Here is a 12,162-nt window from a genome sequence, read left to right as displayed (position 1 = left end):
ATGGTCTTGTTTTAAAAATTATTAATACTCAATCATAGAATTCTCTAAAAGGAGGAACAGTTGTATGAATTTAAAGTTAGGAAAAATGAATGCTAAGACTATAGTAAAAGGAATTTTAAGTATAGGAATTATTTATACAGTAATCATCTTATTAACTATTRTAAGTAATTTTCTTTTAATATCTGGAACACCAGGAAATTCACCAGTAGATTTATTTAGCAGTTATATATACTTAATTAAAACATTAGCTACACCTATATTAGGAGTTTGTTTAATAAAGTTAGTATGTGAAGCTTTATATAAAATTTTAATTGTAGCAGAAATCATTATTAATAAAAATATCAAAGGAAATAAACAATAATTTTATTATTGAATATTCTTTAAATCATTCATATTTACACATTATTTTAAAATAAGACCAAATAAATTAAAAGGAGAGACTGCCCTACAATGGTAAGAAAAAAAGACTTTATTATAGATAAAAATGATTTAGCATATCAAGAAGAGGAAGAGGAATGTTGTTTTACTGACTACATACCACCTAGTGAAGATGCTATAACTCTATTTTCATTTAATAATGATCCAGTGACAAATTATAATGAAGAAGATAATAACACAGTGGATTTAGCTCTAAATAATGTTTCTAATAAAAATGATAATACTTTAGCAGATTTAGCTGCTAATAATAATTCTAATGGACATTCAGAACCTCAAACAAAATCTAATAATAATGAAAACATTAATAACAAAATACTGTTTAGTAACTCAAATAATACTTCTACTTCATCTACTAATAATTTATTTGATAATAGAAAAACTCCTATAACTAATGGAGCTGCCCCTCCAATTGATGGAGAAGATGCTAATATAAAAAGAAGTTATACTCTTCGCAGTTCTACTGTTAGAAAAATAAATGAACTTAAAAGCATACACCCAGATATAAATATTTGTGTTAGTACAATTGTTGATATTGCTATATCTTATTATCATAATCACATAATAAATAAAGGAGGATTTCAATAGCTCATGTTTAAAATTTATTAACTTATAAATTTTAAATATAATATTTTTTATAATATCTATAAAATAATCACCTTATAAACATATATTCTCTATGTAGGAGGTGATTTTTTCAATGGATATTAATGAATTAATAAGCCTTATAGGTAATGTTGGTTTTCCTGTAGCATTAAGTGCTTATTTGCTTATAAGATTGGAAAAGCAAATGAATAATCTATCAAATTCAATTAATAAATTAAACACTATAATAAGTGCTAAACTTGGAGTTGCTATTGATACTAAATCTACTGATAAAAATAATGTTGCATAATTAAAAGAAATAAACATTTTGAATTTAATGTTTATTTCTTTTATTTTTTTATTATATAAATTAGAATCTTTAATCATTATATTGTTTATTATAGATGTAATGCCCACCCTATTTTCTTTGATTATATATTTAGAAGAGGCATAGATGTATTTACAATTGCATCATTCTCAATCCTTTAACTTTCATAGAGTACCTATTGACTTCCATCCAATAAGAAATCTATGAAAGTTTTAAGGATTAAAGAATGACTTAAATGTTCCAACGCTCCTTATTCACCCTTTAATCTATAAAATTTACCTTTAGCACTTCGTTTATAAAAGAAAATTTTATAGATACAGGACAAAATAAGGAGCTATTACCCACCCATTATGATTTTATTAATTCTCTAATATTGGCTTTATAATATATTTTTTACTTTTAAAATACATATTTTATATATTTGATGTTATCTTTAGTAATTATAGTATATATAATAAAAAATTAAATTTTATTGTATCACTTTAAATGTGTTAAATCGTCTATTTTACATAAACTAACTAAAAATATTATGGAGTGTGGTTGTATTGAAAAAAATAGCATTTATATTAATTTTTATATTTTGTTTAACAGGTATTTTTTATACAGATACATCTTTTGCTATAGATACAAAACAACTATCAAAAGAAGAAGTATTTAAACTAGATGAAGATTCAAAAGAGAAAATATATAACGATTTAATTATTTGCTTATTTATTCCGTACATACAAAAAGAAGTGAATAATTACTATCAAGAATATTTAAGTGAAATGCCAACTGTTTTTCCAGATAGTGTTGATATAGTTAATATTAAAAGGAAAAGTGGATATGGAATTCAATCAGAACTTATAGTTCATCCATTCGTTGGACCTTACAATTATGTAGGAGATGACAGAATTGTAATTGATACAGGAGTTAACGGATATGTTAAAGTTGTTGAATTTGAACACATTAAGAGTTATAAATTACCGTGGAATTGGAAACATATAATAAAAAAAGAATATTAAGATAATTAATGACTTACGAGTATTCAGATTAAAAAAATTATGAAAATCCTAATAACTCCACTTTAGTTATTTTCCAATTGTTATCTACAACTTTAAAGTAAATTCTATAGTGAGAAGCTGCAAGGGAACCACCCCAATTATAACCTTCAATAAATATTCCATCTGAATCAATTGATTGAATATTTGTTATCATTAACACACGAGCAGATATTTTCAATCCACCTAGTTTATCTGCTAGACCAATTTGTTGCAATTTGAATAATGAAGCATTTAAAACAGTTTTATTATATTTTTTAAAGTATTCTATTACCTTTTCTCTATCCTCATGAGTCGTACCCATAAAATAAAAAGATTCCATATCTAATATAATATAATCTGTTTCATAAGCTCTAGCATCAATATACATTGCATCATAAGCTAAAATAAATGCGTCTAATAAATTTGGGGTATTTTGTCTAGATAAATTTAATGGGATACTATTTAAAGTAAGGCTTAAAGTAGTTAGTAAAGATACTAGCATTTTCATACAAGACACGTCCTTATTATAAATTTTACTAACTTATTTTTTTCTATAATCGAAAAAATATTCTTGAATAACTATGTATTAAAAAATGTAAAATCACATTATTCAAAATATTGAATTTGCAATTTTCTATTGATCAATCCTAAAATTAACCATATTTGAAAAGAATAGTGATTTTGTTGCAATATTATATGACCTAAAAATATAAATATTCAAGAGGTCAAAGCTTTTAAGTAGTTTGAATATTTTTATTTTAGGTTATGCACAAGTGGTAGTCAAAATCATGCCTTTAGCTTGTCCTTAAGTTTTATTTATTTAGTTAAAGTATTGTAGTAATTTTATAGTTTAGCTAATTGGACCATTAAGAGCTATTGCTCTTAATGGTACTTATTTATGTACTAGAATGGTAATTCTTCTAATGGTATATATTCCTCCCATGCTATAGATTCTTTCTCTTCCTTTTCCCAATTTATTATTGCACATTCATCTTGACACTCTTCGTGTATATGTTTTGCAATCTTCTTCCATAAATCAATTTTTCTTTCATTTATAAAGTAGTTTCCCTCTCTTCCAACAAATCCTGTATAAGAAGTTTTAATATCAGATTCATTGTATTTACCACCTATAAAATGTATGAAATATTTCCCATATCTATCTTTATATAGTTGCTGATATGTATAAGATTCTTTTGAAGTTAAATTTCTATATCTCACCTCGTACAATAATTTTGATGTTTCTAAATTAAATCTCATTTTCTAATACACCCTTTCTACCATAAATAAACTTTATCCCCTTTTAATATTTTTCCCTATTAAAAGTATTTCCAATTATGCTAGTTACTATACATATTACAAAATAAATAATATAATTTTTAAGTAAATATATTTAATTACAGTGTATTTATGTTAAATAAAGATATTACTATGAAAAGAGGATAAGATATTGTTAAAAAAATTACATATTAAACTTGTAGCTACTTTCGATAAATTCTATAGCACATTTTTTCTATATATATTATTTGGATTTCTTATATCTATTTCTTCAATTGGGAAAAATACTTTAGGACATAAATTACAGATAATCTGTGGAATTATATGTATAATATCTGGAATAGTTGGATTAACAAAGTCATATAAAACTAAAAGAAAATCCTAAAATAAAAACTTAATCACTTAATTTTAAGGACAAGCCTTAAGTATGTTTGACCTAGCTACAAAAGTATTATAAAAAATTAATAATGTCAATCTGCTTCATAGTCCTAGCTCCTTGACCTTATTAACTTTTTTAATGATATAATCTTGCTTTTCAAACTACAGATAATAATATATTAAATAAGGGGTGGTGGTCGGGGCATATTCAGAAAATATAAACACTCTAAAAATTCGTTAAATTTAGTGCTATCAATTTATCGAATTTTTTAGAGTGTTATTTTAAAAGAATATTTATAAACCTAAAATATCTAAATTTACAATATAATAAGCGGTGGTAAAAATTTTAAGACCATCTGTATTCGTTAAAGGATGGTTAATGTTGTGCCTCAAGATTAATCATGATTTATCGAATAGGTCCTAGTACATCTATAATAAGTATAGGAGCTGCTCTTATTATTCCTGCTACTTTAACTGCAGCTCTTATACAAATATAAGATAGAATGTATAGGTGCTTATACGTCTTTAGTTCCTCTTCTTTAGGTAGCTCTTATACATTCAGCACCCCAATCGGGTACCCAAATATAGGACTAGATTAATCCTAGTCAGTTATTAGTAGATATGAGGTTGAAGCTTGCCGGAAAACTCACAGCTGCTTAGAAATGACAGGTAATATCCTGTACTATTTTGGGTGATGGATAGGTGCCAGTATTAATTAAAGTTTCTAGTATATACAGTATAAGGGTAATCACTCTACTATCTATAGTACATACTTAATAATACACTTATTAATATTCTTATAACTACTTATGATATAGAAATAAATTAACTTTAAAATATTATTAATAATAAAAATATAAAATCAATTTATTTAAAAGCATAAAAAGTATTATTAAATAAAATCTAAACTTACTTTTAATAAAAATATTATCTTGTAAACCAATTTATATATAAAATAAAAGAACATCTAAAAATATAATAGGCATAGGTTAAACCTAATGGACTAGATTAATGAAAAGTTAATATAAATCAAAAATTATATCTATACTTAATTCTTTTGATTAAGTTAGTCCATACACTACCTTGACCACAGAGAAAGGCTTAGATAGTATAGGAGCTGCTCTTAAAACTCCTACTGCTTTAGCTGCAGCTCTTATACCCAACATCTATAAATTAGCTACATAGGAATATAACAATTTGGAGATAGAATAGCCATAAATGAAGTATGAGTGGCTTGGATGTTCTATCTCCTGGTTGTTTTATTCCTCTTCCAGAATACTATCTATAAACTAACTAAGTTTAAAAATTAGGATTTTTTTACCTTAAAGAATATCTATTTTATTAAAAAAATAAAGGCATGTCTATTTAGGTAAACAAAGTTTCCCGAAGTGTACTAGCCTGTTTAGGCTTGTATCATTTACGGGACAACGTCTTGTTTGCCGGAAGTAGACTTGCCTTTATATTAAGATGATTTTTATTTAAAAAGATTATAGAAAAAAATCTTCATATTCTATATAGTTAGACCATATTTTAGGATCTTAAAAGTTAAGTTAAACTTCTTATATCATATTTAATTATTACTTTATTAATTACTTGTATATTTTATAATTTTAGGAGCTATTGTAAGTCCTTTATTATTATTTTTTATATTTTTAGTAATTATTCTTCTAGAATTAGGTTGTATGTTAGTATCATTTGTCCAATTTGTATCTACAAGATTTTTATTACTATCTAAAAAATCAAATCCAATTTCTATATAATCTATAGTCTTATTTTTATTAGGATTAGTTACTGTTACTTGTAATTCTAACCACATATTTCTATCATCTTGCGAAACAATATCAAATTTTTCAATTACTGGTGGTTTTATTTCATCATTAACTATAGGTATACTTGTTTTACTATTAAACACACTTTTTTGTCTAAAATTTTCAGCTTCATCAAAAGATTTTAACTTTTTTTCTTTACATATTTTTATATTAAGATTGTAATCTTTTAAATTATCGATATTTTTATCATAGTAATAGTAATTCTCTGCTAAAGTGTTTGCACCTTCATAATCCTCATTTTTAACTAAGTCTTCTATATTTTCTCTTTTTTCCTTATCTGTTAATCCTTGTCCTGTTTGATATCTATTATTGTCATACTTTAAATATCCAAATGTGCCACCACAAATAATTATAAATACAACAATTGCAATAGCTATATTTTTTTTACTAGAAAAAATAGCTTTTAGATTAATTTTAATTTTTTTATTTTCCCCCATTATTATTCTCCCTTAATTTTCTTTTACTTTATTGTAAGATATATTACCAAATTCATCATTATTTGTGTGAGTGGTTTTCTCATTAGTAGATAATTTTTTTCAAAAAGGAGTAATTGAAATTATTTCAGGAGAACGTTTTGTTTATCGAAATAAACTTGTCTTTATATATGATGATTTTTATTTAAAAAGATTATTGAAAAAATCTTCCTTTAATCAACTTATCTTAGCATTTAGAACAAAATAAATATCTCATCAAGAAATTGAAATTTATTAATATTTATATATTCTCTGAATCCAATCTTAACCGATAAATAAATTGAAGCCATTCTGGTTGCTTGTCTAACACTTCTTTTACATTAGCAAGGGTTCTTTTACCAATTCTCCTATCTAACACAGCAAACATTCTTTCCAACGGGTTCTCAGAATTTATGCTGTATTGAATAATCTGATTTCTATATTTTTCAAGAGCTTCACAGAATTCGTTATCTGTATATTCCAGTCTGAATTGTATAGGCACAGTATCTATAAGTAACCAAAATTCATCCCAATATTCTCCTATACCAAAAGGATTAGAATTTGTCTTATAACCATTTTCAATAAAATAAGTATTAACTGTTTCCCATGAAAATTGCTTTACCAATTTGTTATCAATATATAGTGCAAAAATATGACATCCATCCATGCCAACATAAGAAGTACAGTTATATCGAACTCGCCCGTGCAAACATTCAGCAAGCATTTCTTGTTCAAGATATTTACGCATCCTACTCCAAGACCCTAATATTTTACCCATTCAATCCCCCCTACAATATTTAAAGTATTTTCGTCTCCACCATCATCAAGCATTTCTCCATTATCAAGTTCACATGAAATCATGTCACCTATTGAAAATAAAGTTAAATCTAATGAAATTTTATAGCAGCCTTCTGAATGAACTGGTTTATTTTCATTCATCCAAAACGTATTGTATGTACCTTCTTCAATATTGAAAGAACAAATTTCAGAATTTTTATATACCCTAAAAAATCCAATAGGTACTTCAAATTTATTTACAATCATAATGCTCTTCCTTTCAAATTTGAATTTATCTAAGTATTTGAAATTATTCTTTCATATTTCTTATCAGAATCTGCTACTATCTTAATCTTATTACTTTCTATCATATGTTCAATTCTTGATGCATACCACCAATCACCAATTCCTAATGGATAATTTCCGAGGATGTCACCAATTAATCTAGCTTCTTTTATAGGTTTAAATCCAAGGTGCTTATAAATCAAATGGTCATAAAAATCTACTGGAACTCCTATTAACTGTCCATTTACTACTGCTCTCAAAAGATTGTTATCTTCTATAAGCCCTAACCAATTATTACTAAGCATTCTTATTTCTAGTTGAGATAGTTTTTTTTCATATCTAATAAATGTATTAAATTTTTCTGGTACAATTTCTCCCCAACCTTGGTATTCTATAACTATCTCTTGTATTTGTATATACTTAGGTAACTTCACAACAAATATTTCATTTGATATGTTTTTTAATATACTACATATATAGTATAAACCACACATAGCATATGGAGCATTACTATACCATATTCTAATTGGTTCTCCTTTTAATAAATATTTCATAAACCTATTCTGTTCATCTATATACTTTATTCCAACTTTTTGAAGTTCTTTTAATGATTCTTCATTTTTATAATAGCCATTTTGTGTATACATATCAAAAATGAGTTGCTGCCTATAAGGACTATCTATTTTTTCTCTAATATCACCAATATCTAACATTAAAGCAAGACAAACAACTTTATCTATACTTCCTAAAATAACTCCTTTTTCTATTGCTATTTTCATAGCTGCTGCTTCACTTTCTCCAAATAAAACTTCTATCATAGATTTCTCCTCTATAAATTACTATTTATCTTTTGGTTAATTATATCATATTTTGTAAATACACCCTTATAAATTTTTAAGAGTATTTTAGTAATAACTACAACTTTACATATTATAAAAAATATATAATTTTTTTGTTCTAACCTTGTATTTTTTAATTCTAAAACATATATCCTATGTGAAATCAAATTAAAAGGGGGTAAACTAATGGCTATAAAAAAACTTGTTAAAGGCACTATTATGAGCATAGAAGTTCAAAAAGGTGTTGATAAAAGTGGTGATCCAATATTTACAAAAAAGAGTTTCTCTAATGTAAAAGAGGATGCAGCTGAAGAAAATGTCTATGATGTAGCTGAAGCTATTAAAGGCATTATGGATGGTGCAACTAGATCTACTTTTATCACTGTAGCATCTAAGCTAATGAAAGCTTAAAAACAATAAGCAATAATTAATAAAAAAGGGGGTATACTAAATGGATCATATTTTAACAATGTCATTTCTAACACAAACAGGCAAGAAAACTTCAATAACTATAAATGGAGTTAAAGAAGATGTTAATGCAGATCAAGTTAAAGCATTAATGAACCTTATAATCGAAAAAGAAGTCTTTTTCGTTAATGGTGGATTATTAAAAGCAATTGATTCTGCTCAATTAACAAATAGAGCAATCACAAAATTTGACTTAAAATAATCTTTCTTTCATAATAAAACCCCTATGTATAAATTTAAACTTATACATAGGGATTTTATTTTATAAAGTTGAGTTCTATAATTAGAAAATTACAAGTATATTATAATTTTTTACTATTTATTATCCCACTCTATTTATATAAATGTAAATCACCAATTATTTAATTATCTTATTTATATCTTTATCAGTTAATTTTAATATTTTTTTTATTTTTTCAGTAGTAGTATTTAAAGCTGTTCTATTATTAGATATTTTTCCTTCACTCGTTAAAATACCACCTATAAAAATTTGATTTACATTTCCTCTATTAATTCTCTTCCACTCTAATTTACAAAGTGCTTTAGCCAACTTCTCCATATCTATTCCATCATATTGTATTCCTATATGACCTATTTTGGCTATTGTATATAGTCCTGCCCCTGTCATCGATATATATTCTTCTCTTAATTCCTTTACATTTGATAGATTATAGTTAATTTGATTAAATGGTTCACAATTTATAAAAATGTAATTTAGAAATGCTGAAATTTTCTTCATTAATTTTATGTACTCAAGCTTATTATCGTAATATAATTCCTGAAATTTTTTATCTCCATTCACATTATCTAATGATAAAATTGAAATTATATTTTTTATCATATTAAATGAAATTGTATTACTACTTTTAGAGACATTATCATTAACTAAATCTACACCTATGTAATTCTTATTTTCCGGATATAATGCTGTTACTAAATAATTATAATTATCCATAATACCTAACAAACTTTTAGTTGCATTTGAAATCATATCATTTTCTTTTAATAGTGACATAACAGATGAGTCTATAGACTTATTAGTATTTAGAGTAACAAAAAGTTGTTTTTCCTTTTCTCTATCAACTTCTAAATAAAAATCTATTCCTACATATAACCCTTCAATATCAGTATCAATAATTTCACTCTTAATAAGTTGATGAATTGCATAAGTTCTATGATTTCCATCTGATATTGTAAAAACTGTATTTTTAGGTATCTTAATATATGCAAATATGCATCCATTATTTTGTTTTAATTCGCTAAAAATTTCTGTGCTTATTTGCTTTTCATCCTCCACATTATATACTATTGGAAAAGTTGCATCAACAACAGTTGTAAGATTAGGTAAAATAAAATCTTCAATATTATTCTTTACATAAAGTATAATTTCTTTGCCATGTTTAGGTTCTAAATATCTATTTTTAATATTGTTTAAATTTAGTAAAACTTTTTTATCGTCTTCTGGTCTTATTGAAGTATGTTTGCATAGTTTTTCAACATCCCAAAAAGATAGTACAGATCTGTATACTATTCTTGAACTTTGTTTAAATATCATGGCCTTTAAATAGTAATAATCATTTTTAGATATTATGCTACTATATAGCACTTTATTTTCTTGTTTACTAAAGAAGTCCTTAGTCTCAAATTGTAGTTGTTCGCTTTTCATATACCCCTCCAAAACACTTAATACATAAATTATAGCAAAAAGTGTATTATTTGCGAAGTCTTGTTTTAAACATAATGTTTTGATGTTTTCTCAAATTAAACAAATATTAATTTACTTAAATAATTATTAATAATAAAAATGGGATCTACTATATACAACTCATATAAAATTGCATATAGTAGCCTATCTTTCTATTATTTTAACTACTATTTTCTTCTTAAGAATAATCTCCAATTTTCTAAGATATTTCTCTTCTATAATATTTTTCTTAAATTGATCTGCAAGTATTAATTGAATAGTTTCTGAATCTTCAACTATATTAACATCCATAAACCAAGTTCTATATGCTATTTCCCCAACTTCTTTAAATATTTCTTTATGAATATTAGTTAAGAATACAAGAAGAGGTAATTTAATATTCTTCCTTTCTTTTAATTCTTTACATTCTTTTAATTCTTTATCATTATTGTTTGTGTATACCTCTCGGTTCTTTTGCGGTTCCTGCATGGTTCCAAAGTGGTTCTTGCACGGTTCCAATGCGGTTCCATCTTCTATAAAAATCCCCCTCAAAATGTTGGTATCACAAGAATTTTTAGTGGTTCCATTTTGGGCCTTATTATTTTCAAAATTATTTTCACAAATAACATTATTCTCAAAATCATCGATTTTCGGTGGTTCCAATGCGGTTCCTTTTTTCTCATTAAACCCTTGGTAATCATCATATCTACTAACTTCAATGGTGGTTCCTTTAAAGGATTTCTCCATTTTTATCATTCCATCATTTTGCAATAAATCAAGGAATGTTCTTGCAGATTTCTTACTAGTGGACCATCTTTTAGCTAATTTCAATTCAGATGTATGAAAAGATCCTCTTTTAACTAAAATTATTTCATTACCAATCATAACCTTTTTATCCTGATGATTTGCTTGAAGCAACATATCAATCCACCACTTTAACTTTACTGGTTCTTCCCATATCCAATGCTCTCTTAAGTTTCTATAAAGTTTTATCCATCCTTCACCCATATTTAAACACCTCTTTTAGAGAGTAGAGCTTGTACATTTTTCCTTATACAAGCCTCTTTATAAAGTTACTTAAAAGCTTTATTAAAAAAACTAATTCCAAGCCATGTAGGATTCTTTCCCCATTTTCTACATAACCTAATATATTCTCTTAAAAACTCAAACTTCATATTCCTTACCTTTCATTATCTTTTCTTTTCACATTGTCTATCTATCCATACTTGAAGCTTTTCTCTATTTATAAAAATCCTTTTACCAATTCTAAAACAAGGAAAATCTCTTCTCCTTAATAAATTGTCATACATCATACTTCTACTGCATCCAAGTATTTCAATACATTCTACCGGTGTTATAACCATCTTTGTAATATTTTGTTCCATTTTAATTACCCTCTCTTATAACTATTTCTTTTAAATTATTTTTTTTATAATATTCTCATAACCCAATATGTATTTAATTAATATTAAATACATATTCTACTTTTTCATCTAATGCATTAGCTATACTTTTCATAATTTCAAGACTAGGATTATTTCTCTTTCCTTTTGCCAAAAGATATACATATTGTGCTGATATATTAGCTTTTTTACCTATATCATAATAGCTTAAAAGTTTTCTCTTTCTTAATTTATCAATCTTATTCATATTTATTCCCTCTTTTACAATTATTTACTTATTATGTTTATTATATTAAACTATGAGTTTATTTAAAACTTCTATATAAACTCATAGTTAATTGTAATTGATCTAAAAAACATCTTTTTCTTTCCTATTCTTTACATTTCTCAAATTTTGTCATT

17 protein-coding genes are annotated in these 12,162 nt (G+C 25.4%); 7 read left to right on the top strand and 10 right to left on the bottom strand.

What is annotated here, in order from left to right; translation table 11 throughout:
* Positions 1–64: 64 nt before the first annotated feature.
* The 4 genes from ACYUET_RS16490 (at position 65) to ACYUET_RS16475 (ending at position 2,352) form a co-directional block, all read left to right on the top strand.
* Positions 65–361 carry a hypothetical protein gene (locus tag ACYUET_RS16490; RefSeq protein WP_460281443.1) on the top strand — a complete coding sequence of 99 codons (297 nt, stop codon included), beginning with the start codon at positions 65–67 and terminating at the stop codon, positions 359–361.
* An 89-nt stretch (positions 362–450) separates the two neighbouring features.
* Positions 451–1,023, top strand: coding sequence for a hypothetical protein (locus ACYUET_RS16485; protein WP_460281442.1), 573 nt, complete (start codon positions 451–453; stop codon positions 1,021–1,023).
* A gap of 112 nt (positions 1,024–1,135) precedes the next feature.
* Positions 1,136–1,330 (top strand): YvrJ family protein, encoded by a 195-nt coding sequence (locus tag ACYUET_RS16480; RefSeq protein ID WP_460281440.1) that lies wholly within the window; start codon positions 1,136–1,138, stop codon positions 1,328–1,330.
* Positions 1,331–1,893: 563 nt separating this feature from the next.
* Positions 1,894–2,352 (top strand): DUF3888 domain-containing protein, encoded by a 459-nt coding sequence (locus ACYUET_RS16475; protein WP_460281438.1) that lies wholly within the window; start codon positions 1,894–1,896, stop codon positions 2,350–2,352.
* 37 nt (positions 2,353–2,389) lie between these two features.
* Here the strand turns inward: ACYUET_RS16475 and ACYUET_RS16470 are convergent, their stop codons facing one another.
* Complete coding sequence (locus ACYUET_RS16470) at positions 2,390–2,878, bottom strand: hypothetical protein (protein WP_460281436.1); 489 nt, start codon at positions 2,876–2,878, stop codon at positions 2,390–2,392.
* A 395-nt stretch (positions 2,879–3,273) separates the two neighbouring features.
* Complete coding sequence (locus ACYUET_RS16465; RefSeq protein ID WP_460281434.1) at positions 3,274–3,627, bottom strand: hypothetical protein; 354 nt, start codon at positions 3,625–3,627, stop codon at positions 3,274–3,276.
* 190 nt (positions 3,628–3,817) lie between these two features.
* Between ACYUET_RS16465 and ACYUET_RS16460 the strand changes: the two genes are divergently transcribed.
* Positions 3,818–4,030, top strand: a complete 213-nt coding sequence (locus ACYUET_RS16460; protein ID WP_460281432.1) for a hypothetical protein — start codon at positions 3,818–3,820, stop codon at positions 4,028–4,030.
* A 1,578-nt stretch (positions 4,031–5,608) separates the two neighbouring features.
* On the opposite strand, the gene ACYUET_RS16455 is transcribed toward ACYUET_RS16460, so the two are convergent.
* The 4 genes from ACYUET_RS16455 to ACYUET_RS16440 all read right to left on the bottom strand — a co-directional run bounded on the left by ACYUET_RS16455 (position 5,609) and on the right by ACYUET_RS16440 (position 8,184).
* Positions 5,609–6,289: an FxLYD domain-containing protein gene (locus ACYUET_RS16455; protein WP_460281430.1), complete on the bottom strand. Its 681-nt coding sequence runs from the start codon at positions 6,287–6,289 to the stop codon at positions 5,609–5,611.
* 277 nt (positions 6,290–6,566) lie between these two features.
* Positions 6,567–7,052 carry an SF0329 family protein gene (locus ACYUET_RS16450; RefSeq protein WP_460281428.1) on the bottom strand — a complete coding sequence of 162 codons (486 nt, stop codon included), beginning with the start codon at positions 7,050–7,052 and terminating at the stop codon, positions 6,567–6,569.
* Between the two features lie 14 nt (positions 7,053–7,066).
* Positions 7,067–7,348, bottom strand: a complete 282-nt coding sequence (locus ACYUET_RS16445) for a hypothetical protein (protein ID WP_460281426.1) — start codon at positions 7,346–7,348, stop codon at positions 7,067–7,069.
* A 29-nt stretch (positions 7,349–7,377) separates the two neighbouring features.
* A complete protein-coding gene (locus ACYUET_RS16440) occupies positions 7,378–8,184 on the bottom strand; it encodes a DUF1835 domain-containing protein (RefSeq protein ID WP_460281425.1) in 807 nt (268 codons plus the stop codon).
* Positions 8,185–8,391: 207 nt separating this feature from the next.
* Between ACYUET_RS16440 and ACYUET_RS16435 the strand changes: the two genes are divergently transcribed.
* Positions 8,392–8,616: a DUF1659 domain-containing protein gene (locus tag ACYUET_RS16435; protein WP_460281424.1), complete on the top strand. Its 225-nt coding sequence runs from the start codon at positions 8,392–8,394 to the stop codon at positions 8,614–8,616.
* A 40-nt stretch (positions 8,617–8,656) separates the two neighbouring features.
* Positions 8,657–8,875 (top strand): DUF2922 domain-containing protein, encoded by a 219-nt coding sequence (locus ACYUET_RS16430; RefSeq protein WP_460281422.1) that lies wholly within the window; start codon positions 8,657–8,659, stop codon positions 8,873–8,875.
* Between the two features lie 156 nt (positions 8,876–9,031).
* Here ACYUET_RS16430 and ACYUET_RS16425 read toward each other — a convergent pair whose 3' ends face one another.
* From ACYUET_RS16425 to ACYUET_RS16410, 4 genes are all read right to left on the bottom strand, one after another.
* On the bottom strand, positions 9,032–10,339 hold the full coding sequence (locus tag ACYUET_RS16425; RefSeq protein WP_460281420.1) for a DNA sulfur modification protein DndB: 1,308 nt from the start codon (positions 10,337–10,339) through the stop codon (positions 9,032–9,034).
* A 183-nt stretch (positions 10,340–10,522) separates the two neighbouring features.
* Positions 10,523–11,365, bottom strand: coding sequence for a DnaA N-terminal domain-containing protein (locus ACYUET_RS16420; protein ID WP_460281418.1), 843 nt, complete (start codon positions 11,363–11,365; stop codon positions 10,523–10,525).
* Positions 11,366–11,547: 182 nt separating this feature from the next.
* A complete protein-coding gene (locus ACYUET_RS16415; protein WP_460281417.1) occupies positions 11,548–11,742 on the bottom strand; it encodes a helix-turn-helix domain-containing protein in 195 nt (64 codons plus the stop codon).
* A 73-nt stretch (positions 11,743–11,815) separates the two neighbouring features.
* Complete coding sequence (locus ACYUET_RS16410) at positions 11,816–12,007, bottom strand: helix-turn-helix transcriptional regulator (protein WP_460281415.1); 192 nt, start codon at positions 12,005–12,007, stop codon at positions 11,816–11,818.
* Positions 12,008–12,162: the final 155 nt, after the last annotated feature.

This window comes from Clostridium sp. CTA-5, assembly GCF_054768135.1.
Note: the sequence above shows the minus strand (reverse complement) of the source record. Positions and strands in the feature narration are given on the sequence as shown.

What these genes read in the sequence shown, in the direction of transcription:
- ACYUET_RS16485 (WP_460281442.1), top strand. Translation starts at nt 451, where the DNA reads ATGGTAAGAAAAAAAGACTTTATTATAGATAAAAATGATTTAGCATAT.
- ACYUET_RS16480 (WP_460281440.1), top strand. Translation starts at nt 1,136, where the DNA reads ATGGATATTAATGAATTAATAAGCCTTATAGGTAATGTTGGTTTTCCT.
- ACYUET_RS16470 (WP_460281436.1), bottom strand. Translation starts at nt 2,878, where the DNA reads ATGAAAATGCTAGTATCTTTACTAACTACTTTAAGCCTTACTTTAAAT.
- ACYUET_RS16465 (WP_460281434.1), bottom strand. Translation starts at nt 3,627, where the DNA reads ATGAGATTTAATTTAGAAACATCAAAATTATTGTACGAGGTGAGATAT.
- ACYUET_RS16455 (WP_460281430.1), bottom strand. Translation starts at nt 6,289, where the DNA reads ATGGGGGAAAATAAAAAAATTAAAATTAATCTAAAAGCTATTTTTTCT.
- ACYUET_RS16450 (WP_460281428.1), bottom strand. Translation starts at nt 7,052, where the DNA reads ATGCGTAAATATCTTGAACAAGAAATGCTTGCTGAATGTTTGCACGGG.
- ACYUET_RS16445 (WP_460281426.1), bottom strand. Translation starts at nt 7,348, where the DNA reads ATGATTGTAAATAAATTTGAAGTACCTATTGGATTTTTTAGGGTATAT.
- ACYUET_RS16440 (WP_460281425.1), bottom strand. Translation starts at nt 8,184, where the DNA reads ATGATAGAAGTTTTATTTGGAGAAAGTGAAGCAGCAGCTATGAAAATA.
- ACYUET_RS16435 (WP_460281424.1), top strand. Translation starts at nt 8,392, where the DNA reads ATGGCTATAAAAAAACTTGTTAAAGGCACTATTATGAGCATAGAAGTT.
- ACYUET_RS16430 (WP_460281422.1), top strand. Translation starts at nt 8,657, where the DNA reads ATGGATCATATTTTAACAATGTCATTTCTAACACAAACAGGCAAGAAA.
- ACYUET_RS16425 (WP_460281420.1), bottom strand. Translation starts at nt 10,339, where the DNA reads ATGAAAAGCGAACAACTACAATTTGAGACTAAGGACTTCTTTAGTAAA.
- ACYUET_RS16420 (WP_460281418.1), bottom strand. Translation starts at nt 11,365, where the DNA reads ATGGGTGAAGGATGGATAAAACTTTATAGAAACTTAAGAGAGCATTGG.
- ACYUET_RS16415 (WP_460281417.1), bottom strand. Translation starts at nt 11,742, where the DNA reads ATGGAACAAAATATTACAAAGATGGTTATAACACCGGTAGAATGTATT.
- ACYUET_RS16410 (WP_460281415.1), bottom strand. Translation starts at nt 12,007, where the DNA reads ATGAATAAGATTGATAAATTAAGAAAGAGAAAACTTTTAAGCTATTAT.